At 56.7% G+C, this 24,878-nt stretch carries 22 protein-coding genes; 10 read left to right on the top strand and 12 right to left on the bottom strand.

The window, feature by feature from the left end; all coding sequences use genetic code 11:
* Nucleotides 1-13: 13 nt before the first annotated feature.
* From FBR45_RS03180 to FBR45_RS03170, 3 genes are all read right to left on the bottom strand, one after another.
* Nucleotides 14-910 carry a hypothetical protein gene (locus tag FBR45_RS03180; RefSeq protein WP_138499253.1) on the bottom strand — a complete coding sequence of 299 codons (897 nt, stop codon included), beginning with the start codon at nt 908-910 and terminating at the stop codon, nt 14-16.
* Between the two features lie 21 nt (nt 911-931).
* Nucleotides 932-2,053 (bottom strand): hypothetical protein, encoded by a 1,122-nt coding sequence (locus FBR45_RS03175; protein WP_138499251.1) that lies wholly within the window; start codon nt 2,051-2,053, stop codon nt 932-934.
* 329 nt (nt 2,054-2,382) lie between these two features.
* On the bottom strand, nt 2,383-2,922 hold the full coding sequence (locus FBR45_RS03170; protein WP_138499249.1) for a hypothetical protein: 540 nt from the start codon (nt 2,920-2,922) through the stop codon (nt 2,383-2,385).
* A gap of 446 nt (nt 2,923-3,368) precedes the next feature.
* Here FBR45_RS03170 and moaA point away from each other — a divergent pair, with 446 nt between their 5' ends.
* Nucleotides 3,369-4,349 carry a GTP 3',8-cyclase MoaA gene (gene moaA, locus FBR45_RS03165; RefSeq protein WP_138499247.1) on the top strand — a complete coding sequence of 327 codons (981 nt, stop codon included), beginning with the start codon at nt 3,369-3,371 and terminating at the stop codon, nt 4,347-4,349.
* Between the two features lie 262 nt (nt 4,350-4,611).
* Here moaA and FBR45_RS03160 read toward each other — a convergent pair whose 3' ends face one another.
* From FBR45_RS03160 to FBR45_RS03135, 6 genes are all read right to left on the bottom strand, one after another.
* Nucleotides 4,612-5,571 (bottom strand): ABC transporter substrate-binding protein, encoded by a 960-nt coding sequence (locus FBR45_RS03160; RefSeq protein ID WP_138499245.1) that lies wholly within the window; start codon nt 5,569-5,571, stop codon nt 4,612-4,614.
* A gap of 120 nt (nt 5,572-5,691) precedes the next feature.
* Complete coding sequence (locus FBR45_RS03155) at nt 5,692-6,816, bottom strand: PepSY-associated TM helix domain-containing protein (protein ID WP_138499243.1); 1,125 nt, start codon at nt 6,814-6,816, stop codon at nt 5,692-5,694.
* Nucleotides 6,817-6,918: 102 nt separating this feature from the next.
* Nucleotides 6,919-7,839, bottom strand: a complete 921-nt coding sequence (locus FBR45_RS03150; protein WP_138499239.1) for a polysaccharide deacetylase family protein — start codon at nt 7,837-7,839, stop codon at nt 6,919-6,921.
* A gap of 93 nt (nt 7,840-7,932) precedes the next feature.
* The gene (locus tag FBR45_RS03145) at nt 7,933-8,493 is read right to left on the bottom strand and encodes an RNA polymerase sigma factor (protein WP_138499237.1); all 561 of its coding nucleotides are present in this window, start codon (nt 8,491-8,493) and stop codon (nt 7,933-7,935) included.
* Between the two features lie 399 nt (nt 8,494-8,892).
* Nucleotides 8,893-11,265 (bottom strand): penicillin acylase family protein, encoded by a 2,373-nt coding sequence (locus tag FBR45_RS03140; protein WP_138499235.1) that lies wholly within the window; start codon nt 11,263-11,265, stop codon nt 8,893-8,895.
* A gap of 164 nt (nt 11,266-11,429) precedes the next feature.
* Nucleotides 11,430-12,254: a peptidoglycan-binding protein gene (locus tag FBR45_RS03135; protein WP_138499233.1), complete on the bottom strand. Its 825-nt coding sequence runs from the start codon at nt 12,252-12,254 to the stop codon at nt 11,430-11,432.
* A 258-nt stretch (nt 12,255-12,512) separates the two neighbouring features.
* Between FBR45_RS03135 and FBR45_RS03130 the strand changes: the two genes are divergently transcribed.
* Complete coding sequence (locus tag FBR45_RS03130; RefSeq protein ID WP_138499231.1) at nt 12,513-14,834, top strand: alpha-L-rhamnosidase-related protein; 2,322 nt, start codon at nt 12,513-12,515, stop codon at nt 14,832-14,834.
* On the opposite strand, the gene FBR45_RS03125 is transcribed toward FBR45_RS03130, so the two are convergent.
* Nucleotides 14,831-17,224 (bottom strand): beta-propeller fold lactonase family protein, encoded by a 2,394-nt coding sequence (locus FBR45_RS03125; protein WP_138499228.1) that lies wholly within the window; start codon nt 17,222-17,224, stop codon nt 14,831-14,833. The genes FBR45_RS03130 and FBR45_RS03125 overlap by 4 nt on opposite strands.
* 76 nt (nt 17,225-17,300) lie before the next feature.
* Entirely contained in the window at nt 17,301-18,095 is a 795-nt protein-coding gene (locus tag FBR45_RS03120; protein WP_138499226.1) for an alpha/beta fold hydrolase, read from the bottom strand.
* A gap of 96 nt (nt 18,096-18,191) precedes the next feature.
* Here FBR45_RS03120 and FBR45_RS03115 point away from each other — a divergent pair, with 96 nt between their 5' ends.
* The 7 genes from FBR45_RS03115 to FBR45_RS03090 all read left to right on the top strand — a co-directional run bounded on the left by FBR45_RS03115 (nt 18,192) and on the right by FBR45_RS03090 (nt 21,920).
* Nucleotides 18,192-18,455 carry a hypothetical protein gene (locus FBR45_RS03115; protein ID WP_138499224.1) on the top strand — a complete coding sequence of 88 codons (264 nt, stop codon included), beginning with the start codon at nt 18,192-18,194 and terminating at the stop codon, nt 18,453-18,455.
* Between the two features lie 103 nt (nt 18,456-18,558).
* Nucleotides 18,559-18,825, top strand: a complete 267-nt coding sequence (locus FBR45_RS03110; protein ID WP_138499222.1) for a hypothetical protein — start codon at nt 18,559-18,561, stop codon at nt 18,823-18,825.
* Between the two features lie 36 nt (nt 18,826-18,861).
* Complete coding sequence (locus FBR45_RS03105; protein WP_138499220.1) at nt 18,862-19,242, top strand: DoxX family protein; 381 nt, start codon at nt 18,862-18,864, stop codon at nt 19,240-19,242.
* Between the two features lie 397 nt (nt 19,243-19,639).
* Nucleotides 19,640-21,118, top strand: coding sequence for a Fe-S cluster assembly protein SufB (gene sufB / locus FBR45_RS03100; RefSeq protein ID WP_077920852.1), 1,479 nt, complete (start codon nt 19,640-19,642; stop codon nt 21,116-21,118).
* A gap of 79 nt (nt 21,119-21,197) precedes the next feature.
* Nucleotides 21,198-21,488: a hypothetical protein gene (locus FBR45_RS03095; RefSeq protein ID WP_138499218.1), complete on the top strand. Its 291-nt coding sequence runs from the start codon at nt 21,198-21,200 to the stop codon at nt 21,486-21,488.
* The gene (locus FBR45_RS26305) at nt 21,485-21,661 is read left to right on the top strand and encodes a hypothetical protein (protein ID WP_171044823.1); all 177 of its coding nucleotides are present in this window, start codon (nt 21,485-21,487) and stop codon (nt 21,659-21,661) included. The genes FBR45_RS03095 and FBR45_RS26305 overlap by 4 nt, the downstream gene beginning before the upstream one ends.
* Nucleotides 21,662-21,722: 61 nt before the next feature.
* The gene (locus FBR45_RS03090; RefSeq protein WP_138499217.1) at nt 21,723-21,920 is read left to right on the top strand and encodes a DUF4177 domain-containing protein; all 198 of its coding nucleotides are present in this window, start codon (nt 21,723-21,725) and stop codon (nt 21,918-21,920) included.
* Here FBR45_RS03090 and FBR45_RS03085 read toward each other — a convergent pair.
* Nucleotides 21,917-22,438, bottom strand: coding sequence for a hypothetical protein (locus FBR45_RS03085; protein ID WP_138499215.1), 522 nt, complete (start codon nt 22,436-22,438; stop codon nt 21,917-21,919). The genes FBR45_RS03090 and FBR45_RS03085 overlap by 4 nt on opposite strands.
* Nucleotides 22,439-22,633: 195 nt before the next feature.
* On the opposite strand from FBR45_RS03085, the gene uvrB reads away from it, so the two are divergent.
* A complete protein-coding gene (gene uvrB / locus FBR45_RS03080; protein WP_138499213.1) occupies nt 22,634-24,655 on the top strand; it encodes an excinuclease ABC subunit UvrB in 2,022 nt (673 codons plus the stop codon).
* Nucleotides 24,656-24,878: the final 223 nt, after the last annotated feature.

Genomic DNA, 24,878 nt, shown 5'->3' with positions numbered 1-24,878 from the left:
TGTTTACTGTTAATTACTTACCGTTCAACTGAAAAAGGAGACCGAGCATGTAGCTGGTACTTTGGCCAGCGTTCAGGCCATCGGTGACGTAAGCCACCCGCGCGTTCACCCCGATGTTGCGCGGCTGAATTTTACCGTACCAGCCGACCTGTGTCATCTGCATCTTGTTGGTTGGGAAAGGCATGTCGTTCCGGCGAATGTTGTCGCCATTGACACAAGCGAACCGCTCGGCAAACACTTCTGTCTGCCAGGCCCGGCGTACTACCCCCAGCCGAACAGCGGCATCATAGGCGTTCGGCACGCTGACCTCATCGGTATTGTACACCCGGTTGTCGGCCTGGTAAGCGTCGCGGTCGATCCGGATGGTACCTCGCCAGATATACGAGCCATGCGTCGTTACGTACAGTCCCGTATGCGGATGGGTGTAGTTGAGCAGGAGCCGTCCCGTAACGCTGCGGGCCTGCATACCAATCGACATCGGCAAAAAGTCGGGTACGTAGTTACCGACCGGTATCGACCCACCGATAATGGGGTTGACCGATAAGCCTTTGTACTCGACAGCCTTAATCTTCAGCCAGGCCGACAGGTCCTGAAATCCCTTTTGCCCCATGAGGTTTCCGGCGCTGGTGCTGGTCCAGATATAAGGCAGATTCAGAATCAGGTTGACCCGGTTACTAACCCCAATGGCGGGCATGATGGCGGCCGTACGGGTGGTATGGCGACCAATATTCAGGTTTTCCCGTTTAAGCGTCCCTTCCCAGTATTCGGTCCAGGTGCTTTGTCCGTACATACCGGCAATACAGACGGTTTTCCGGGGCATGTAAATAGCGTCATGGGGCATCTGCGCCCAGATGGGTGCGCTCAGCAACGATAGCAAAGCGACTAGTATCAGGTAGGTAATTCGTTTCATACAGGAAGCTATTAAGCTAGTTTAGAACCAGCGGGATACGGTGAACGAGACCAGGTAATCGGCAAAGGCCGCGTCGCCATGCCGAACGCCGGTTGGGTCGAGCCGGTCGGCGTAGCTTTTGATTCGGTTGCGGTACAGCGCGACCGGCACCGTGAGGGCGGCTGACGTTTTGTGGCGCATATAGGCTAAACCCGGCTCAACGGATACGATATAACCCGGCCGCCGAAAGCCGCTGCTTCCGCCAAACGCGTCGATAGCGGGAACGCCTTCAACCCGCCCACCCAGCATCACGGCCAGTCCGGGTATGGCCGAAATCGACTGACTCAGCCCGACACGGGCGGCAAACTGATCGGCTACCGAGAACTCGCCAGCAACGAGGTCGATGGTCGTAGCCAGTGGATTGCGCCGAACACCGTTGGTTTCGCGGGGATTGAACAGGTAAAACCCGTTGCCATAGGCCGTCAGCCCCTTTGTCAGCTGCCAGTACCCCTGCAGTTCGACACTGGCGCCCACGCCCCCGTCGCCGAGCTGAATCGACTGGTCAACGGGCAGGGTAACGGTATAATCCTGTCCTTCTTTATTGAGCTTGTGGAAACTATCCGTGGCCCGGTAGTTACCGGTCGGCAGCTTCACCCCTACCCCAATGGATATGTTGGCTTTGGGCAGACTGACCGGGTTCACCAGCCAGTAGCTACCCGACAGCCGCAGATCGCCAATGCCTTTCGAACTCGTAGCGAAGCGTTTCTGAGCCGGGTTAGCCGTCAGGGCGTTGCCATAATGTTCGTAGAGCGAGGAGCGATCGTTGGTCTGCACCGGCAGGTTCACCGATACCGACCACCGCAGCGCAGGCATGTAGGTGATGCCCAGGTCGAGGGCATGCGATACGTTGATGACCTCGGTGCCCTGTTCGACGCGCTGCTTCTGTTCCTCGTCGCCCACGAAGTGTTTGTACGACCGGAAGAAGCGGTACCCGGCCGATACCTGCCAGTGGCCGGTGCGTTGTTTAAAAAAATCGGCCGAGTTGGTACCTGCCGGAGCCGCGCAGCTCATATGACGAACCGCCACGCAGCCCTGCGCCCGGGTAAGGGTTGTAGAAAATAGCGTGCAGGCAACTGCCAACACGATTGTATAAATCGGTTTCATAGAAACGAATAGCTGAGATTGGAGAATGGAAAACAGGCTTAGCCAATAGCCAGACAGGCGTACGTCGAAGGCCGAACCAGTCACTGATTATACCCCAGTCGTATGTCTGCGTATACACTGCATCGCAAAGCCGCGCTTCACGACCTGCGCAAGACAGTCAGACAGGTTATTTATACCAGAGCTTTATAGCTGAACACTCAGCCATCAAAGCCACCCGGTACAAAACAGGGAAATCAGTAAAACTGGCTCAGGCAATTGACGCATACAGCCTCAACAGCGAACCCATACGGGACGCTTGGCCATCGGTGAGCAATACTAGCGTAAGCACCTCAGCTTTCGGGCGGGGGAGAATGGATAGGCAGCGCGCGGGAAGTAATAACGAAGACCAGATCGGGAATCCGGATCGCATCGTGCCAGTTGGGAGGTAAGAATTCAAAACGAACCCGCGGAACGGGTGAGTACTCCTTCAGCAGCAGTTTCAGCAGCTGACTGGCTTTCTGGCGGGAGTTGGTAGCTCCGCTCACGTGATCGTTCAGGAACGAGAGCAGATCGCTGCTCCAGAACGAACGGCTCTCGGTTTCGAGGGCGGCAATGTGAAGCCGGTCGCCCCGCACTTCCATGCTGACAACATCGTAATAATGCCCTTTGTAGGTGAAGCCCTCGGACGTAGTGCGGGTCAGAGCAACCGCCCTTTGGGTGTCGTTCATCGGAATCTGAAATTCGACGATGCTATCGACAGAACGGTAAACGAGTAACTCTTTCGACAGGTCGTGTTCAGCCTGCCACCATGCCCCCACAGCCACCAGCACAGAGGCCAGCGTGTGGTAGAGGAGCAACCCAAAAAGACCAACCGATACAAGTTTCTTCACTATTCCCAGAAAAAGTAGACCTCAAAATTAAGCACAAAACAGAGACAAAAGCAAATCTCTACCGTAAGCCTGCAATTTTATTGCCAAAGTAACCTAAATAACCACCCTCATCTGTTTCCGTATCTGCTTTGGGAAACTGATAATCATGTTTTCGAAGCAAACAAACGGCTCATCAGGACGTATATAACCACAGCGAATCTCCGCCAAACAGACGTTTTCGGCCCGGATTGTCGACAACAGCTACCAATTATCTTTGGCCCTGTTTCAGGGTACGGCTGAGGTTCGGCCCTATACCTGACAGGTCGGGCCATCAACGAATAATGGCGTGGCCACCGATGGCGAAACTAGCTGGCGTAAAGATCAATTATGGGCTCACCGACTAGTATGCCAAACCAATTACTGGAAGCTGCAATCAAAATCGGTAGCTTTGTGTTAAGCTCGTACGTATGATTGTCGATAACCATAACCGCCCCATCACCTACCTTCGGCTAGCCGTAACGGACCGCTGTAACCTGCGGTGCTTCTATTGCATGCCTGAAGAAGGGATCAGGTACCTGCCCAAACAGCAGCTGCTGACTTACGAAGAAATGGAACGGCTGGTGCGGGTACTGGCACGGCTGGGTGTCAGTAAGGTCCGGATTACGGGCGGAGAGCCTTTTGTCCGCTCGGGACTGATGGCGTTCATGCATCGGCTGGCCGAGGTGCCGGGCCTGACCGATCTGTCAATGACGACGAACGGGGTGCTTACTGCCCCGCACGTAACGGCCCTGGCTGCGCTGGGGGTGAAATCGGTCAATCTGAGTATCGACACCCTCGACCGGGAGCGGTTCCGGCAGATTACCCGGCGCGATGAGCTACCCGCCGTGCTGCATACGCTGGATGCGCTGTTGGCGGCCGGTATACAAACCAAGCTCAATGCAGTCGTGATGGACGGGCAAAACACGCAGGACATTATTCCCCTGGCCGAACTGACCCGTCAGCTGCCCGTCGATGTGCGCTTTATAGAAGAAATGCCGTTCAACGGCGAAGGCAGCCACTACCCGGTGCTCCACTGGACCCACCGGCGTATCGTTGATCACCTCCTGAATCATTTTCCGGACCTGCAACGCCTGCCCGATTCGCCCTTCTCGACGGCCAGTACTTACCAGATTCCCGGTCATCAGGGCACGATCGGGGTAATTGCGGCCTTTAGCCGGACGTTCTGCGGCACCTGCAACCGCATCCGCCTGACCGCCCAGGGTACGCTGAAAACCTGCCTGTACGACAACGGCGTACTCGACGCACGGGCGCTGCTCCGCAGCGGGGCTACCGACGACGAACTGACGGCTGCTTTCCTGCAGGCTTTCTCGCACCGACCTGCCAACGGATTCGAAGCCGAATCCCGGCGCGACACCGTAACGGAGTCGATGTCGACCATCGGCGGTTGATGGTCGGGTAATTCTTGCTCGCAGCCGTACTTAGTTCGCGCAGAGCGAAGCCGCGGGCGGTAGGTCGGGCCATTCTTACCGGCGCCCATAATCCTGCCAAGGCTACACTATGAACATGATGCTTCTGACGGAGTTACGGGCAGCATCGGGCCACAAAGCCGCAACGGGTGCTTCTGGTAATGAATCGATGCTTACGACCTGAAATACCCGGTTTGATGGTTGCGACCCACCGGCCGGATCTGGGCAAGGGCCGCGGTAGCCGCTAGAGCTTTACGGCTTCGGGAACGCCTTCCAGATACGCATTGGTAAACAAGGTAGCCGCATCCACGCGCTGAATCAGTTCGCCATCGGCATCGGTCAGCAGGTGGTTCCGAATAAGCCAGTTGGCAAACGAAGCCCACACGTTGCGGTGCATATAGCCCCAGTGCCCATCGGCATCGAGGTAATACCCGGAAGCCGACAGCTGGCTCTGCTCCACGAAGTTGCGATTGGTTAGGGTCGGATGTTTCGAGGTATCGATCAGGAGCCGGGCCGCTTCGTCGGGGTTGTCGACTGCAAACCGGAATCCGGCGGCCGTAGCCGTCAGGAACCGATGCATCAGGTCGGCGTTTTGCTCGGCCCAGTCGCGGTTAGCGGCCAGTACGGGGCTGTAGCCGTAAGGAATCTCGTAGTCGTCGAGCAGGAATTGGTTCAGCTCGATACCGCGGATATCGGCCTCTACGCCCTCCCAGGGCAGAAAAATCCAGGTGGCATCGGCTTCGCCTGTCAGCAGCGAGTTCCAGATGTCGAGCCGGGCGGGCTGGTGTGATACAAACTGACCATTGCCGCCGTCGTTCTGAATCATCTGCCGGATAATGTCGTCTTCGTAGCGGGCAGCATAGGATGCATAAACCTTGCCGTCGAGCTGCCGGGGGCGGGTGATGCCGCTCTGGCGCAGCGTAACAACGGCACTGGCATCGCGGGCCAGCACGGCGGCTACGGCTACGAGGGGAACCCCCTTGGCCTGATAACTGAAAATACTTTCGGATGGCGTGATGGCGAGGTCGGCTTCACCCTGCGCCACCCGTTTGGCAGGAGTTGTCTCGTAATTATCCTGATCGGGTGTGCTGATTTCGACCGTCAGACCGGCCCGTTCGTAATCGCCCCGGGCCAGGGCTACGTAAAATCCGGTATGATTGGTATTGGGGGTCCAGTCCAGGGCTAAGCGAATGTGGCTGCTCATACAATTCGATGGAGATATGGCAAGCTTAACCCGCCACCGGACCGAAAGTTTTCGGCCCGCGCCAATCGTCCCGATATTTAGAATTGACTGCAATTTCTTACCGGAATCGTCCTAATCACATCAGGCGGGTACCCGCGCCGACACGGGCTTACGGGCGGGTTTGGCAGCCGCTTTCCGGGCCAGCTTCCGTTTATTCCACCAGATCAGAAAGCCCGACACGGGGAGCGACGCCGAAAACAGGCTCACCATAAAGGCCAGAAATTTACCCGGCAAGCCCAGCCAGCCCCCCGTATGAATATCGTAAGCGGCCCCGCGCGCCCTGTCGCCCCGCGAAAAATCCTGATACCGTTTGCCTTTCAGCACCGCGCCGGTATACTGGTCGAAGTTGTAAATGGTGTATTTCCGGTACAATGACCCTTCGTCGTACCGGACCTGCACCCGCAACGCCCCTACCGAATCGGCCGGAAAAATGACGTATGACTCAAACGCGTTCGGCTCCAGCGCCACGACCTGCGCGTAGGCCCGATCGACCGAGGCTGGACGAGCGTCGGGGCGGTAGACCGACTGTACTTTGGCACGGTCACGGGCGGGCGAGCCGGTGAGGGCATACAAGCCGTTTTCCCACCACTCGAACGACCAGATCAGCCCTGTCATAGGAATGAGCAGCAACAGCCAGGTCAGGTAAAATCCCCCCACGCTGTGCCAGTCGTAGTTGACTTTAGGCCAGCGGGCATCCCACTTCACGGTGAACTTCGACCGGATCATCCGCTTCGTCTGGGGCCACCACATAACCAGACCCGATACCATCATGAACAGGTAGATCAGCGCGGCCGTGCCGATAATGTAGCTGCCCGTTTTTCCCATCATCAGCGTCGTATGAATTTCGCGGTCGATGGCGAAAAAATCGCGCTTCAGGTCACGTATGCCGAGTACCGAGCCGGTATAGGGATTCACACTGACGAGCCGCTTGTCTTTAAGCAGTACCTGATAGGAGCGGTCAGCCTCGTGGCGCCGGAAAATACGCTGCAGCTTCGCCTTCGGAACGTCGCGCCGGACTACATCGGCCACCTGTCCAACGGTCAGTACAGGGCTCGTGCGCGGCTCCACAAACAGCTGATCCCGGTGAATAAGCGCCTGCAACTCTTCTTCAAAAACGAACAGACAACCTGTCAGACTACTAACGAACACAATCAGGCCCGATACCAGCCCAAGCCACAGGTGAAGTTTGCCGAACGTTTTTCTCATAAACCATCATGCGGGTAAGCACCCGGCCTTGTCAGTAAAAGGCGGGCACTTACCCGCATTACGGGCAAAGGTCTACGTACTTTAGAATTATTCCAAATTAAATCAATCAAAACTCCCGACCATATTCCGGTGCAGGGTGCGGGCGCTCCACTGTCCACCGGCAATGATCCGTCGAACGGTATAGAGCGGCATTTGATCGTCGCGTTTGTCGGCCAGGGTAAAAGCAGCTGCGTAGCCCCGCTTCTGCAGTTCGGGTAGGGCGGCTTTGTTCCAGAGCCCGAAGGGGTAGGCAAAGTACCGAACGGGTTTGCCCGTGATGCTTTGCAGTTTGGCATTGGGTTCGTCGATCTGAGTTTTCCAGTCGTCGCCCTGGTATTTCTTCACGTTATGGTGGTCCCAGGTATGGGCTCCGATCACGTGACCACGATCCGACAGATCTTTGATCTGGGTTTTATCCATGTAAGGCTGCTTACCCCGCCGGCCAATGGCTACAGTCATAATAAAAAACGTGCCTTTAAAGCCGTGTTTTTCCAGGATGGGCGTGGCCGTCTCGTACTGATCGAGGTCGCCATCGTCGAAGGTAAGCATGACCGGTTTGGGCGGCAGGGGCGCACCCGTGGTCAGGTAAGCGTAGAGCTGATCGGGCAGAATGGTATGGTAGCCGCTATCGGCCAGCATCTGCATCTGCTCCTGAAAAGCCGCCGTTGGGATGATGTAATCCCGAGCCGTTTTGGAATCCTTGGGCCGCCAGTCGCGAATCTGGTGGTAGCAGAGGATAGGCACCTGGGGCCGCGCCAGAATGGTAGCCGCATCGGCAATTTTGCCGGCCGGGATAGCGGTTGGGTCGGGCGCCGGACTGGCCGCAGGGGCAGCCGGTTTGGCCTCGGCAGCAGCCACCGGATGGTCGGTTGTAGCAGCTTCGTTCGTGTCGGAGCCTTTAGACTGGCAACCAGCCAAACCGGCAGCCACACATGCAGACAGGAAGAGGTTGGTTACGAGGGGTAAGTATTGACGAGTAAGCATAAAGAATTAGTATGTTCTCAAACATACGGAAAAGCGCCAGTGGAATATATACCCCATGGGGTTTTTAAGCAAAAAATCAATCCAACGCCCCACTTACCGCCTGCCTTCTTTTTCAACAATCTGATCATACAGAATCCGGGCGCGGTCGCGGGCGCGCTTGACCCGCATTTTTACCGCGCTGGCGGTGGTGTCGCGATCCAGGGCCATCTCTTTGAGTTTATTTCCCTGTTCGTATTTGATCAGTAGCAGATCGCGCTGGCGCTGGTTCAGCTGAGCCAGCACCCGGTTGGCCAGCAGCACCCGCCGATCTTCGGTATCGCCCGAAAAATCGTCCAGTTCGGCGCATTCGCGGGCGTAGTTATGGATATGCTGGCGGATACGCTGTTTTCGGCGGAGCTGGTCGATGCAGTAATTAACCGTCATGGTATGGAGCCAGGTCGAGAGCAGCGCTTCGCCTTTGTAGCCGTTGAGTTTCCGGCTCAGGCGCAAGAAAATCTCCTGCGCAAAGTCCTGCGCGTCGGCATGGTTTTCGGTGTACATCAGGCAGCGGTGGTAAACGCGCTGGTAATGTCGGGTATAAATTTCGGCAAAATAGAGGTTATGACCTGTTTGCAGATACAGGTCGACCAACTCCTGATCGGATACGTTTTTCATGGGTAGCGACGAGTACAAAAAAGCAGGGAGAACAACCGGCAGCCGTCCCTGGCGGGCGGGCGCAGCCGTAAAGCGGGCAAGGGGCACCGTATAGCGCTGCTAAGCAGCAGGCAATTATCGACCAGCTCATAGCTGTTGGCCTGTACCAGGGCTTCTGGGAAAACGGACTCTTGACGTAATACAATCTTGTTCTCGCCGGAGCAAACACCCAACCAGCACCGATAGAATATGCTGGTCAGTACGGCATACGACAGAATGATACGCCAGGGCATGTGCGAATCACGTTATAGTTGAGTAATTCTCCCTACTTAGTCAAATAGACAAAACAATATAGAGACAAAACCCAAAAAGAAAGCCCGGAGTTATTATTTGTGTGTAAACGGCATGACCACCTACCTGTTAAGGTCTGATCAGCATAGTGCGCTCGGCTACGGACTGAATCTTTTCCCGGGAGAAAAATACCGGAAAATACCCATTCTCGGCCCAGAGCGGAAAGAGGTCGCCGTAGTGCGGGCTATCGGGATCACCTGACTGACCGGGACTATTAATACCCAGCGTTTTGTCCCAATCTTCGGTATCGACCAGAATCCGGAACGAGGCTCCGTGGGTCTGGTTCAGGTCGTTGGCGGTAGCGTTGACGGTTTCGCCGTAGCCACCCCGCGCTACCGGCCCCAGGTTAATCCGCTGCTGCATAGCTTTGTCGACCAGATCGCTGAGCGGGTGGGTAATGGTGATGTGCTTGTTTTTACGCTGACCGTAGCTCCAGTCGTCCATGTCGTTGCCCAGGCGGGCGGTCAATTCGGCCACAGCCCGGTCGAGGCTGGTGAGCAACAAACTGTCGCGGGCGGGGGTCGGCACCAGCAACGCATCAATGATCCGTTTTGAGGGCAGGCTCCGCAGGTAGGGCCGCGCGTTCTGGGGCACCTGCGCTTCGTAGACGGCTTTTTTCAGTTGACCTTCCCAGGCTACGTAAATAGCGGCTGCCACCGACTCGGGGTTGAGTCGAAAATCCCATTTGCGGAGGTAGCTCAGGGCCTGCTCCGTGCGGTTTTCGGACGAAGCCAGATGGGTTAGCAGCGGCACCAGCGTACGGGCCGGAATGGACAGGTAATCGGCCTGGAGCGCCATAAAATCGACCAGGTTCTGCCGCTTGCCTTCGCCCAGCACCTCTTCGATCCGGTGGGCACGGCTGGGGGCGGCCCAGGTCCAGCCAATGGCGTTCCGGTTTGGAAAGTTGACCGGGGTCAGGTTGTTATTAGCCGTTACCACATAGCCTTCGGGCGGGTTGAGTTTGTTGGGCAGTTGCTGAATGGGCAGGTACCCGCCCCACTCGAACCGGCCGTCGCCTGGTACGGGCACCAGCCCGCTGAAGTTTTTCCGGATGGGCGATAGGCCTACGGCCTGCCAGCCAATGGTTCCGTTGGGTTCAGTTGCTTTACCGGCCAGAGGACGACCCGCCCAGATCATGTTCTCGCCCGGAATCCGGCTGTAGGTACAGGCCTGCCGGAACTCGGCCCACGACCGCGACTGGTTCATCCGCAGACTGGCCAGGTAAGGCGCACATCCCCGCTCGAGCCAGCCCGCCCGGATGGCGTAGGCCTTATGGGCGGCTTTGTCTTCGAACACCACCGGGCCGTGGCGCGTATATTTCAGCTCGACCGTAACGGGGGCTCCGCCTTTGACCGGAATCGTTTCGGTCCGGATCGTCAGGGGTGCCCACTTGCCTTTGTAGCGGTATTGATTGGGGTTCTTCGGATTGGTTTCGTACACCAGCAGGTCTTCGTTATCGGTTTCGAAGATGGTCAGTCCCCAGGCACCGTAGTCGTTATGACCGATCGACACGCCCGGCAGGGTTGGCTCGCCCGCGCCGATTACGTTCCAGCCCGGCGCGTGCAGATGCACCCAATACCGCAGCGAGGGCGTACTTTGGGCGCGGTGAGGGTCGTTGGCCAGCATGGGATATCCGCTAGACGATTTATTACCCGCCAGTACCCAGTTGTTCGAGCCAACGTATTGTTTTTCGGTGTCGAAATAGGCGTCTGTCTGCGCTTCGTCTTCGTCGGCTTTGGTAGCCCGCCCCTGAAACTTGAGCGGTAGCCGAAACGCTTCGTACAGACCCAGTATTGGTTGAAAGAGTTCATCGCCGTTCACGTGCAGCGTCAGATCAGGCTCGGCGGGGCTGGCCACCGGATGAAACCACTGGAGACTACGCAGCTTTTCGGGCCCGATCAGTTTGACCAGCCGCCCGTAGTTCAACTCGTCGCGAACATTTCCCAGCAGGCCCTGGTGACGGCTGATGACCACCTCAGGCGTCCAGAAACCGGGTTTGGTATTGAGCACCCGAAACTCGAACGGCAGCTTTTCGGGCGTTTTCAGGATCTCGGCAATGTAGGCGTTGATGCCTTCAACAAACGCCCGCACAATTTGCGGGCCGCGCGGGTGGTAATGGCTCAGCTCCTGGTCGAGCGTACCGTTTGCTCCGCCCGTGCGGTACCGGAACAGCCGCGTACCGATGTCGCGCTTTACTTCCTGCGGACCAAGCAGCTCGGCCACCGTTCCCGTTGCCTGCCGACGCCACATTTCCAGCTGAAAAAGCCGATCCTGCGCGGCCAGGTACCCCTGCGCAAAAAACAGATCGTGTTCGTTGCGGGCATAGATGTGGTTAACGCCCCAGCGGTCTTTGATTACCTCGACCGGTAGTTGAACCCGCTGCGCTGACAGCGGATGCAGCAAGGCCGTTGCGCAGAGAAACAGCAGTACAAATCGACGCATGTGTATAGGTTTGTAAGGCAAGATACCAAATCAACTGATTAGTTCAGTAACCAATATAACAGGCCAGTGCCCCACAGCGGACCACTCTTTTCTACAATTTCTATATCCTTAAACTAATAATCTAACAATCAGCACAGACTCAATACGTAGCTGTTTAGAGCGGCTCACAAGCCCTCGACCGAGAAAACGTCCAGGGTTTGCTGGCGGAAGTTGCGCACGCGGGCAAATACGGCCGTCCCGTTGGGCGAACCGGTCTGGTTGGTGTTACCCTCAACGGTCGAAAAGACGCCATCCCCTACGGCCGTGATGATACCGGTATGAAACCAGTCGGGCTTACTCTGAACGGTCCTACGTAGCAGAAACAGATCGCCGGGGCGCACCTGGGCGGGGTTTTGCCGAACCACTATGCTGCTCAGCAACCGGCCGCTGTCCTGGCCCGCCCGCGCTACTACATCGCAGCTGAGCGAGCGGGGCATCAGGCTCGTAAACACCCGCCCCACAGCCGACGCGGCCTGATCGAGTATGGCTTGCGCAAATCCCATGCACCACAGTATATCGGCCCCTTCCAGTCCCTCGCAGTAGCTGCGTACCCAGGGTCCCAGATTAGTCGTACGCGTACTGGTTTGCAGCTCGGCCGCGAACTGGCTCCGGTGCCGGGCCGCTGCTGCTACGATCAGCTCCCGCACCGACTGCCCTGGCGGGGGCTCGGCCATCGTGAAAGCGGTACGGAGTGGCCGGGTCAGCCGGTTGAATACCGCCGGGGTAACCACGCCCGTTGGCGATAGCTGCACCCGTTTTTGAAACCGTTTGACCGCCTGTTCGGTAGCGGGTCCGAAGTCATTGTCGATCGTTACGGCCAGGGCTACTGTCGGAAAAAAGGGGGCGTTCAGACAAAGCCACTCCTGCACCCGCCGGACATCGGCCCCTGTATGGCCCCGTTTTACCGGAGCGGGCGGTATCAGCTCCGTCTGAAAAGTTGTCTTCAACATGATCGGTTCGTTCTGGCTGGAAAGGAGATTATAGGAAGCGCTGGCGCGGATGGTGTTACTTATACAGGAGGGGCCAGGGCGGTGGCAAGGTGCAAAAAAATAGCACACCCCCTGCGCATCAGAAGCACCCGGTAATGAGCGGTTTGTCTGATCCCGACAGGCGCTTCCCGCCGAACGATCTACTGGCAGACTACCCTGTCGGCAACCGGACTGTATACGGGGAGCAGGCGGAAAAACGTATCTTCCGGCCCGAAACCGATGCCTTTACCCATGCGATTCCTGCCCGTTCTTTTATTTTTGCTTGTAGCTGTAGCTACTCACGCTCAACCGTTTCAGGCCCTCTGGCTCACCACCTCAACCGCCGACTCAACGGCTCCCAATAGCTGGCATTGCTATCGGCAAACGACCAGCCTGCGGGCCGTGCCCAACCAGGTCATAGCCCGAATTGCGGTCGATAGTAAGTACTGGTTGTGGGTCAATGGTCGGCAGGTGGTTTACGAGGGCGGGCTGAAACGCGGGCCTAATCCGCGCGACACCTACTACGACGAAATCAATCTGGCTCCTTACCTGAAACCCGGCTCCAACACCATAGCAGTACTGGTCTGGTTCTGGGGCGGCAAAGGCTTCTCCCACCGCAACAGCGGCCGTACCGGTCTGCTCTTCGACTGCGAGACCAGCGCCGGGCCTTTCCTCAACCGCTTCGGCTGGAAAGCCCGGCCCCACCCGGCCTACGAGCCTTCACAGCTATCGAAGCCCAACTTCCGGCTGTCGGAACCCAACATCCGCTTCAACGCCCAGAATGACCTGCCCGGCTGGTACACAGCCGACTACGACGATAGCGCATGGCCGCGCGCGTTTATTGTAGGGCGGGCGGGTAACGCGCCCTGGGGGCAGCTCACCAAACGCCCGATTCCGTTGTTTAAAGATCATGGGCTGAAAAACTACGTACGCACCCAGCGACGCATCGGCAAGGCTAACAAGCCTGACACGCTGGTCGGTACGTTGCCTTACGATTGCCATGTTTCGCCGGTGCTGACCGTTAAAGCTCCCGCTGGCCAGCGCATCATGATCGGCTCCGACACCTATTTCATGGGCGCATCGGGCAGCGACTCGCTGTACACCAACGGGGCCGAATACATTACCCGGGCGGGCCAGCAAACCTATGAATCGCTCGGCTGGTTGTCGGGGCACGAAATCCGGTACGCACTTCCCAAAAGCGTAACGGTCGTGACGGTGCAATACCGGGAAACGGGCTACAACAGCGCCTTTGCCGGGTCATTCCGATGCAATGACCCCATGCTGAACAAACTCTGGGACAAAGCCCAGCGAACACTCTATCTCAACATGCGCGATAACTTCATGGACTGCCCCGACCGCGAACGGGCCCAGTGGGCGGGCGACGCAGCCCTGCAGATGGGCCAGACGTTCTACGCCCTGGACTCGAACAGTACGGCGCTGGGGCGTAAGTTGTTCCTGAACCTGGCCGACTGGCAGCGCCCCGACAGTATCATCTACAATCCGGTGCCCGAAACCAACTGGAAACAGGAACTCCCGGCCCAGTCGCTGATGTCGATGGCCGAAAGCTGGCGGTACTTCCGGCATACGCACGACACCGCTACGATCCGGCATATCTACCCCGCCCTGCGCCGGTATCTGGCTCTCTGGAAAACCGACTCAACGGGCCAGCTCAACTACCGCAAGGGCGGCTGGGACTGGGGCGACTGGGGTACCAACCAGGATCAGGTACTGATTCAGCACGGCTGGTACGCCATTGCCCTGCAAACGGCCATCCGCATCGCCAGCCTGACCCGGCAACCCGACCACGCCCAACAGTACCAGCAGCGACTCGACAGCCTGCGTACGTTTCTCAACAGCCCCGTTTGCTGGAACGGCAGCGCTTACCGGCATGCGCAGTATACCCAGAAAACCGACGACCGCGCCAACGCGCTGATGGTACTGGCCGGTATAGCCGACTCTACCAAATACGACGCAATCGTACAGGTATTTTCGACCCAGCAGCACGCCAGTCCGTATATGGAAAAGTTCGTGCTCGAAAGCCTGATCCGGATGAATCGGTTGCCCATGGCCCTGGCCCGCATCAAAACCCGCTACCGCCCTATGATCACCAGCCGACTCTCTACGCTGTGGGAGTTATGGGCCTACGACGATCGGCCTGGTGTGGCGCATGGCAACAGTGGCTACAACCACGGCTGGTCGGGTGGGCCGCTACTGCTGATGGCCGAATACGTAGCGGGCATGCAACCGGGCGACCGGCTGGGCCAGTACCGGATTTTTCCGCAGCTGGCATCCCTGACCAGTATCGCGGCCTCCATGCCTACGGCGGGCGGCCCCCTGTCGGTGCAGATCGCCAAATTACCGGCGGCTCTCAACATGACCGTTACCATTCCGCCCAGGCAGTCGGCAACGGTTGGCCTGCCACTGACCGGAACGCCAGCAAAACGGGTGCTGTGCAACGGGAAACCGGTTGCGCAGGTGAGCGGCCTTCGGTTTGTCGAAAAAAACAGCCGGTACTACGTAGTCGAAGTACCGGCCGGAACCTATCGGTTTTCGGTCAATTAATCGTCGTCGTCATCATCGTCGGCTTTGGCTACGTTCAGGAAAGCGCCCCGGCGCGGAGCGGGCATAACGGCATGTTCACCCCTGACGGCCTTCCAGATGATTTCGTTGAACAGCCGGTCGTCGATTTTGTCGGCATAGCGCAAGTCGATTTTTTCCGACTGGCGGGCTGGTTCGGTCATGGCCGTGTTTTTGGCTTCGAGGTCTATGTTGGCCGGTTTGTGCTGGTATGGCGTCAGGTTGGGGGTGTTTGTAAAGCAGGCGAACATCGGTGTTGCGGCTGCGTCGTACTGGCTCATTGGCGGCAGGCCCAGAATCAGTTCCATAGTGCGGAGCATGCCCGAGGTCGAATACATACTGTGTTCTATGTGGTTTCGCTTCGTATAGGGGCTGATGACGAGCGCGGGGGAGCGGTGGGCGTCTACATGGTCGGCTCCGTTCTGCGCGTCATCTTCGAGCACAAACACGGCCGACTCTTTCCAGATTGGACTTTTGGACAGATGTTCGACAAAACGGCCCAGGGCCAGGTCATTGTCGGCCACGTGAGCCGCCGGGGTAGGCGCTCCGATACGGGCGCCACTAGTATGGTCGTTACCCAACCGGATGCTGCTGAAATGCGGCACCGCATCGAGGGCAATCAGCGAATCGAGGTCGCGCTTCCAGATCTCGACCCGTTCGATATCCTTGATCTTCAAGTCATAATCGGGATAGTTCGGTACAAACCGACCGTCTAGCGCCGAGCCTTTCCGTTTGGAGTAGGCTTCAAATTCGCCGTAGCTGCGGTATCGTAACCCGGCTCGCTGGCAGTAATCCCAGATAAATCCTTTTTTGGGATACGCAATGGGGCGGCTTCCTTCGTAGTCATAAGTACCGCCCCGCCCGCCGTAGCTGGTGGGCCACGTCTTTTCAACGTAGTCGTTAGCGTAGGCGGCCGTGCTCCAGTTATGCCCGTCGGCGCTCACCTCAGCATCGACATAGAAGTTGTCCAGCAGCACAAACTCCCGGGCCAGCGCGTGGTGGTTAGGAGTAACTTTCTCCGGAAAGATGCACAAAGACGTATCGCCATTGCCCTCGGGCATATCGCCAAATAGCTGATCGTAGGTGCGGTTTTCCTTGATGATGTAGAACACGTATTTAATCTGGGCCGACTTCTCTCCTACCCGCTTCGGAATGGGCGAGTTGGCTTCGCCGGCCGCCAGCTTCTCTTTTTCTTTGGTATAGGGCGTATTCTGGTAAACCTGTTTCGAGAGCGTTGCCATCGCTTTGGAAGCGGGCAGGGTAAAGATCGACAGGGTGCCTTTGAACAGACCGGCTATATATTCAGTACCCGACTCACGACGTTTATACGGGTTGGGTCCGTTGGGATTGGCCTTCGAGGAGAACCCTTTACCATTGGCTACCAGCACTTTCTTACCCACCACCTTCACGGCTGTTGGGTACCAGCCCGTTGGAATGAATCCCAGCGACCGGCTCCGCCCCGGCTTCGACACGTCGAACACCGCCAGACAGTTGTTATCGGCATTGGCTACCAGCAGCGTTTTACCGTCGGGGGTCAGCGCCAGTCCGTTGGGCGTACTGCCCGCCGGGGCATCGGGATAGAGCGCCGTCGTTACGGTTTCGAGCACCCGGCGCGTTTTCAGGTCAATGACTGATACGGCATTATCGTTAGCGTTGGCCACAAACAGATACTTGCCGTCGCGGCTGAAAGTCAGATCGTTCGGACGGCTTCCTACGGCTATCTCGCCGGTCAGCTTCTGCTGGCTGGGGTCGTAGATCAGCACCTTATCAGCGCCCCAGGCCGTAATATAAAGTTCATCCGAGACGGGAGACCGCTGGCAGGTATAGGCTTCAGCGGGCAGTTTAATGCGGCTGGTAATTTGCTTCGTGGCCAGGTTGCAGACGTACAGCATACTATCGTCTTTAGTGACGGCATAGAGCGTTTTGCCGCTCCGATCCGTCTCGACACCCGCCACCGAAATCCGGACCGGCCAGGGTTTTCCTAGTACGACCGAGTCGGTTTTGACCAGCTTATTGTCCGACACGTCGTAGATCAGTACCCGGTTGTCGTTCCCTCCCGACGCCAGCAGCCGTTTTCCATCGGGGGTGAAACGCAGACCGACCCACGACTTGGCGATCTCGACTTCGCTCAGCAGTTTTTCGCCCGCGATATCGATCAGCTGAATCGTTTGGGTACTCTGTCCGTTGTTGGTCACCGCCAGCCGTCGACCATCGGCCGAAACCGCCAGATTCAACGGCAGATCACCCAGCGGTAGTGAGCGACCATAGGGTGTCAGGCTCCAGCCGTTGGGCAGCGTCAAGCGCTGGGCTGATTGGGCAGTAGCCGCGTACATACCGAAGAGTGTACAACTGATAAGAAGCAGAAGTCGACGCATAAGAAAGACGTTTTCGTAAAAGTAGACGCAAATAATCACGGCCCTGTTACGCTTCTGTTAAGGTCTCGCCAACCGCTTATTGCTTCAGAAACATAAGCACCGCCTGCGCGAAAGCGGGCGTACTCATGGTCGTATTATGAGTACCCGGCACCGTAACCAGCCGCGCCCCCGGTACAATATCGATCAGCGACTGCGGATCGCCGTTGTCGTGATCCTGATCGCCGTTAACGACCAGCAGCGGCACCGTAATTCGCCCCAGTTCGGCCCGGCTGGCCGTCGGCTGAAACTCCTGCAGCCGGGCCAGCGCGAGGGTATCGGCTCCGCTCCGTTTGGCGTAGGCAACGGCCTCCTGCAACTCCGGATGCGAGCCGGGCTTGGTCAGCGCTTCGAAAAAGTTTTTGCGCCGGTACCAGTTGGGGTCGGTAAAGTCGGCACTCATGCCCCCCATAACCGCCCGCCGTACGGGGGCTTTCATCGTCAGCAGCTTAGCCGTCAGGATGGCCCCGCGCGAATAGCCGACCACATCGTAATTTGTCAGACCGAGGTGTTTCATCAGCGCCATGACGTCTTTCAGTTCGGCGTCGTACTGATAAGCCTCCGCCGTATGGGGGCGGTCGGAGCGGCCGTTACCCCGCAGGTCGAGCGTAACGACCCGAAACCCCGCGTCGGCCAGCGCCTGCCGAACGGGCGCGCGTTTCCAGCTTTCGCCATTGGTGATGAAGCCGTGCAGCAGCACAACGGGCTGGCCCGCGCCGATCACGTCGTAATGAATACGGGTTCCGTCGAAGGAAGTAAACAGCGGCTCACGGTCAGCCTGGGCATACAACCAGCCGGGCAGGAGTCCGCCAATGAGCATAAGAACGAATTTCATCACATGCAAGAGTCAGAAAATGAAATACATAGATCGATAAGTCTAACCTTTCCAGGTTCTACCGGGTTATTCAGCAAAGAACCATACTCAACGACCATGAATACATTAATCGACCATCTTACCCCCGGCGACGGCGATACCGAACTCATCGGCTCGCGCATCGGTCGCATCGATCCCGAGAACTTCCGTAACCAGAGTGGCGCAGCCATCGACGATGACGACGATGGCGATACTGAAGATGCAGCCCTGACCGACGATGAACCCGTTGATGAAGACGGCGACCCGACCGGCGAACACGATCACCACCAGGACGACAACTACGCCCTCGGCGGCCACGTAACCCGGTCCGGTAGCGTATAGAGCCTGCACCCGGAGTGAATAAGGTATTTAAAAAGTATATGCCTCTCCCACTGTCGGGGTCTGCGACCACCGACAAAAGGTAAAAAATCAAACCAACTACGCGATGAACCCCAACGACAACCAATCCTACAACCCTGCCGACGACGATAACCAGGGCGTAGCTCAACTGCTGGCGCAGGCTCAGGAAGCCAACACGGGCGAACCCCAGGCCGGGGGCATCAACCCCGTGCGGGACCAGGGACCGTTACCCATCAAAGAAGAAGTCAACGAGTCAGACGCCGATGCCAACGGAGTCAACGACGACCTGCTGGCCGAAGAAGATGTCGAAGCCGGACAGGTTGACATCGAGTACGAAGAAGGCGACAACTAAACCCGCTCCAATCCCCGACCAGACAGGCCTATCTCCATGACCAATACGCAGCTTGCTCAACTTGTTATTCGTTTAGGACTGGGCATCAACATGCTTATGCACGGTCTGGTGCGCATCCCTAAACTCAGCGCGTTCGTCACTAAAACCGGCGCCGGCTTCGCCAGTACCATTCTGCCTGCGATATTGACCAATGCCTTCCTGTACACGCTTCCTTTCGTGGAGTTTGCCAGTGGCGTGCTGATCCTGCTGGGCGGGCAGTTTAGTCGCTGGGGATACTTCATCGGCGGGCTTACGATTGCCGCTCTTCTGTTTGGTACAACTCTGAAAGAAGACTGGCAGAGCGCCGGTACCCAGCTCATCTACGTCATCGCCTTTTACCTGGCCCTGCGCGGCCTCGACGATCGGGGTCGACGGTAACCGCATGAACACAGTTACGCCATAGAGGCCCCAACCGAATACGATTTCAGCGGGCTGGGTTGATTCGGATACAGGCCCGGAATCGACCCAGCCCGCTGGTTTCTGGTCACGAACGCAGCGCCGGTCCGATCGTGCGCCGAGGCCGCATCGGCATTGAGCTCAACCGATTAGCGAAAGAAACCGGCCAACCACGACCCTCTTTTGGGCCAGACAGCAACCCGACTGGCCTAGGCCATCGGCTTACGCATTCCGCAATCAGACCGGCGTATAACGGGCTGAGTAGGCATATTCAGGGAAACTTTCCGATATTTGTTCTGTTTGCCCGGAACGCACCTACCCAACTGATTGTTAAAATTATACCGTAAGGACGCAACAAACTACGCGACCAACCGACACTATGAGCAAGGACGCTGCGATTTTAGAAAGCATCACTACTTCTGAGTATAAATACGGATTTGAGACTATCATTGAAGCCGACGAGGCTCCTGTAGGTCTCGATGAAAGTACCATCCGGTTTATCTCGGCCAAGAAGAACGAACCCGACTGGCTGCTCGAAAAGCGGCTCCAGGCGTTTCGGCTCTGGCAGGAGATGACTGAACCCCACTGGCCCAATGTCAAATACCCCAAAATCGACTACCAGGCCATCAAATATTACTCGGCTCCCAAGCAGAAGAAAACCGTAGGCAGCCTCGACGAGATCGACCCGGAACTGCTCGACACCTTTAATAAACTGGGCATCTCGCTCAGCGAACAGAAGCGGCTGGCCGGCGTTATCGACGAACCCCAGGGCGAACGGCCTCAAGTAGCCGTCGACGCCGTGATGGACTCGGTTTCGGTAGCCACCACGTTCAAGAAAGACCTGGCTGAGCGGGGCATTATTTTCTGCTCTATCTCCGAAGCGGTTCACGAGCATCCCGAGCTGGTGAAAAAATACATGGGCTCGGTAGTACCCGCCAAAGACAACTACTTCGCAGCGCTGAATGCAGCGGTGTTTACCGACGGTTCGTTCTGCTACATTCCGAAAGGGGTTCGCTGCCCAATGGAGCTGTCGACCTACTTCCGTATCAACGCAGCCGGAACGGGCCAGTTTGAACGGACGCTCATCATTGCTGACGAAGGATCGTACGTAAGCTACCTGGAAGGCTGCACGGCCCCCATGCGCGATGAAAATCAGCTCCACGCAGCCGTTGTTGAACTGATTGCGATGGGGAACGCCGAAATCAAATACTCGACCGTACAGAACTGGTATCCCGGCGACAAGGACGGCAAAGGCGGTATCTATAACTTCGTTACCAAACGCGGTATCTGCGACGGCCCGAACGCCAAAATCTCCTGGACTCAGGTTGAAACCGGTTCGGCCATTACCTGGAAATATCCCTCGGTTATCCTGAAAGGCGATAACTCAATCGGGGAGTTTTACTCGGTAGCCGTTACCAACAACATGCAGCAGGCCGATACAGGCACCAAGATGGTTCACATCGGTAAGAATACGAAGAGCCGCATTGTATCGAAAGGAATCTCGGCCGGCAAGAGCCAGAACTCATACCGCGGGCTGGTGCAGGTACTAAAGCGGGCCGAGAACGCCCGTAACTACTCGCAGTGCGACTCGCTGCTGCTGGGCGACAAATGTGGTGCGCATACGTTCCCGTATCTGGAAGTAAACAACCCATCGGCCACGGTCGAGCACGAGGCTACTACCTCAAAAATCGGAGAAGATCAGCTGTTCTATTGCAACCAGCGCGGCATCCCGACCGAGCAGGCCGTGGCGCTCATCATCAACGGGTACGCCAAAGAGGTGCTGAATCAGTTGCCCATGGAGTTTGCTGTGGAAGCGCAAAAGCTGCTCGCCATCAGCCTCGAAGGCAGCGTTGGGTAAACCAATTTGACGTTTTTTTATATCTTGAAGCCCCTGCCAAAACGCAGGGGCTTTTTTAATTCCAATCCATCCACCAAACTTGGAGAAAAACAAAGACTATTATGAGCAGTTTCTTCGTCAGAAAGAAACAGACGTTCTCGATTCAGTCGGCGACATCCTGCAAATAGAATTGCTTTTGTTCGATCTACGAAAACTTTATTTAAGAGCAGTGGATTTACGAGAAGAAGGCAACGAAGTGGCTCAACAGTTACGGAATCAAGATACAAGGCTACGGCAATTGCTTTCTGTTGAACAGGCCCGGCTCGCCGATTTGGAATTGGATGTGGCGCACGCTAAATTTATGTTGGACTTACTAAACCGCAACTTATGACATCCGCCGATAAACAGCAGCAGGCTCAGCAGTTAGCCACAGAAGGGCAGCAGTTGATCAGTCAGGCTGAAACGTTGCTGAAACGGGTGGTGCTGCGGAACACCCACCTGAGTCAGGAGCTCAGGCAGGTACGGCTAGAGCTGGAAGAGAAGCTGGCCTCCCAAAAGAAGTAACTTAAAACGTTATATCCTGAAGCCCCTGCCAAAACGCGGGGGCTTTTTTTCAGCTACGCTTATGAAACGATTCGAATACCTGACCCTCGAAGTAGACACCAGTGGTTTCTGGAACAATAAAATTGACTCCCAGCAACTGAACGACAAGCTGAACAAACTGGGCCGTGAGGGCTGGGAAGTCACCTCCACCGTTGATTTGAACTGGCAGCAGGGGGCCACCAAAGGACTGCTGGTTATCCTGAAACGGGAGATCGGCTAAGTAGTAAGCAGACCCAGTACCGCCAGGGCAATAACCAGCCCGCCCAGCATCAGGGCCACCAGTTCGCGGGGGGTAAAAGGCGGATGGTACGTATCCGGATTGGCCTGCTCGTAGATGTAGTTGAGCTGCTTTACGGTGGGCACCAGCCATACAAACGGCAGCAGGAGCAGATAAATCAGCACAACGTAGTTTGGCATGGTTCGATTCAGCACGCGCTGCAGGATCTCGAAAATCACGTAACCGGTTGCGTACCCGTTACTGCTGATGCCGGGATGCCCTTTCTCCACAGCCAGATCGTTAATGTGCTCCAGTAGCGTATGGACAAAAAATACGTTGAACACAGCGCGCCAGAATGGGTAAATATCCCACTCGTAGACATCCCTGAAGAAGCACCAGTTTCGATATAGCCAGTACATCGTGTACAGGCCAAACGTAAAAAAGGAGAGCAGGCAAAACACCCAGACTGGCTGTTTCCGTACGTATTGAACCTGCGAGTCTGGTTGATATCTATTGTCCATACCGGGGCGTGGCCATTGTAAAAAATGGCAATGTAAGCCCAGGTTCACACCAGGCTATTGCTATTCCTGCAAAAATAGGGCTAAGCTGATCACGGCACCGAAAATGCCTCTGTATCGCTTGTCGGTATTACCGGAAACAACCTTGCTATCACGGCCGTTTTTGCGTAAATTAGCCAGCGTTCTACAACGCTACGAATGAACTTCGAATTAACCTCTGAATTTCAGCCCACCGGCGATCAGCCAAAGGCGATTGAGCAACTGATTAAGGGTATACAGGAAGGCGAACCCGCGCAGGTGTTGCTGGGTGTTACCGGATCTGGAAAAACGTTTACTATAGCTAACCTGATTGCCCGGACCAACCGGCCAACGCTGGTGCTGAGCCACAACAAAACGCTGGCTGCCCAGCTGTATGGTGAGTTCAAGCAGTTTTTCCCCAACAATGCCGTCGAGTATTTTATCTCCTACTACGACTATTACCAGCCCGAAGCCTACATCGCCACGACCGGCACCTATATTGAGAAAGACCTGGCCATTAACGAGGAGATCGACAAGCTCCGGCTCTCGGCCACGTCGGCTCTGATGAGCGGTCGGCGCGATGTGATCGTAGTGGCCTCGGTATCGTGCATCTACGGTATGGGCAATCCCGATGAGTTTAAGCGCAACGTCGTTAACATCGGGGTTGGCGAGCAGATGAGCCGCAACGCGTTTCTTCACAAGCTGGTCGAGATTCTGTACAGCCGCACCGAAGGCGAGTTTCAGCGCGGCAACTTCCGCGTCAAAGGCGATACGGTCGATCTCTACGTGGCCTATGCCGACTTTGCTTACCGGGTCATTTTCTTCGGCGATGAAATCGAATCCATTCAGCGAATCGACCCCTCGACCGGCAAGAAAATTTCGAACGAGAACCTGGTGACTATCTTCCCGGCCAACCTGTTCGTGACAGGCCGCGATACGCTCAACAACGCCATCTATGAAATTCAGGACGATCTGGTCTCGCAGGTTCGCTACTTCGAGTCGGAGTTTCGCGAGCAGGAAGCGACCCGCATCAAGGAACGGACCGAGTTTGATCTTGAAATGATGCGCGAGCTGGGCTACTGCTCCGGTATCGAGAACTATTCGCGCTACTTCGACCGGCGCAAACCCGGCCAGCGCCCGTTCTGTCTGCTCGACTATTTTCCGGACGATTACCTGCTGGTTGTCGACGAGAGCCACGTAACGATTCCGCAGATTCGGGCCATGTGGGGAGGTGACCGATCCCGAAAAACGGCCCTGGTCGACTACGGATTCCGACTTCCCAGCGCCATGGACAACCGGCCCCTTACCTTCCAGGAATTCGAAGACCTGTCGGGCCAGACGATTTACGTATCGGCCACGCCGTCGGACTACGAACTCCGCAAAGCCGAAGGAGTTGTTGTGGAGCAGCTGATCCGCCCAACGGGTCTGCTCGACCCCGAAATTGACGTCCGGCCGAGCCTGAACCAGATCGACGACCTGCTCGAATCCATCGACGCCCGCGTTAAAGCCGGCGAGCGGGTACTGGTTACGACGCTGACCAAGCGCATGGCCGAAGAGCTGACCAAATACCTCGAACGGGTGGGCATCAAAACCCGATACATCCACTCCGAAGTAAAAACCCTCGATCGGGTGGAGATCCTGCGCGACCTGCGGCTTGGTAACTTCGACGTGCTCGTGGGCGTGAACCTGCTCCGCGAAGGTCTCGACTTACCCGAGGTATCGCTGGTGGCGATCATGGATGCCGACAAAGAAGGTTTTCTGCGCGACATCCGCTCGCTCATCCAGACCATTGGCCGGGCTGCCCGGAATGCGAACGGCAAGGTGATTATGTACGCCGATACCATTACGGGTTCCATGCAAAAGGCGATCGACGAGACGAACCGGCGCCGGGCCATCCAGATCGAGTACAATACCGACCACGGCATCACGCCAACAACGGTGCTGAAATCGCGCGAGTCAATTATGGGGCAGACCAAAGTGGCCGACTCAAAAGTCCGTCAGTTTTATGTCGAGCCCGAAGAGATTCGGATTGCCGCCGATCCTGTGGTTCAGTACATGGGCAAAAACGATCTCGAAAAGGTTATCAACGAAACCCAGTCCAAAATGGAGCGGGCCGCCAAAGACCTCGACTTCCTCGAAGCCGCCCGGCTCCGCGACGAGCTATTCCAGCTCCGCGACCGGCTGAAGAAAGAGACAGCGTAACGACCTGACCGGCCATGAACGAACCGGCAGTTACTATCTATAACCGTTTCGCACTGCCAGAATTATCGTTTTATTTTTTTGTTATGCTGCCGCCGAAAGCAACCATAAGATTTATAGCCCGGACGCTTTCGGCGGCAGCGTAACAAAATCATGTACAGAAGGGGCGTCAGATCAGCCTGTCTCGCCTACTTCAGGGGTCCCCACCGGTCGTATCGACTTCAAG

Source organism: Spirosoma lacussanchae (assembly GCF_005870035.1).
Lineage (GTDB): Bacteria > Bacteroidota > Bacteroidia > Cytophagales > Spirosomataceae > Spirosoma > Spirosoma lacussanchae.
Note: the sequence above shows the minus strand (reverse complement) of the source record. Positions and strands in the feature narration are given on the sequence as shown.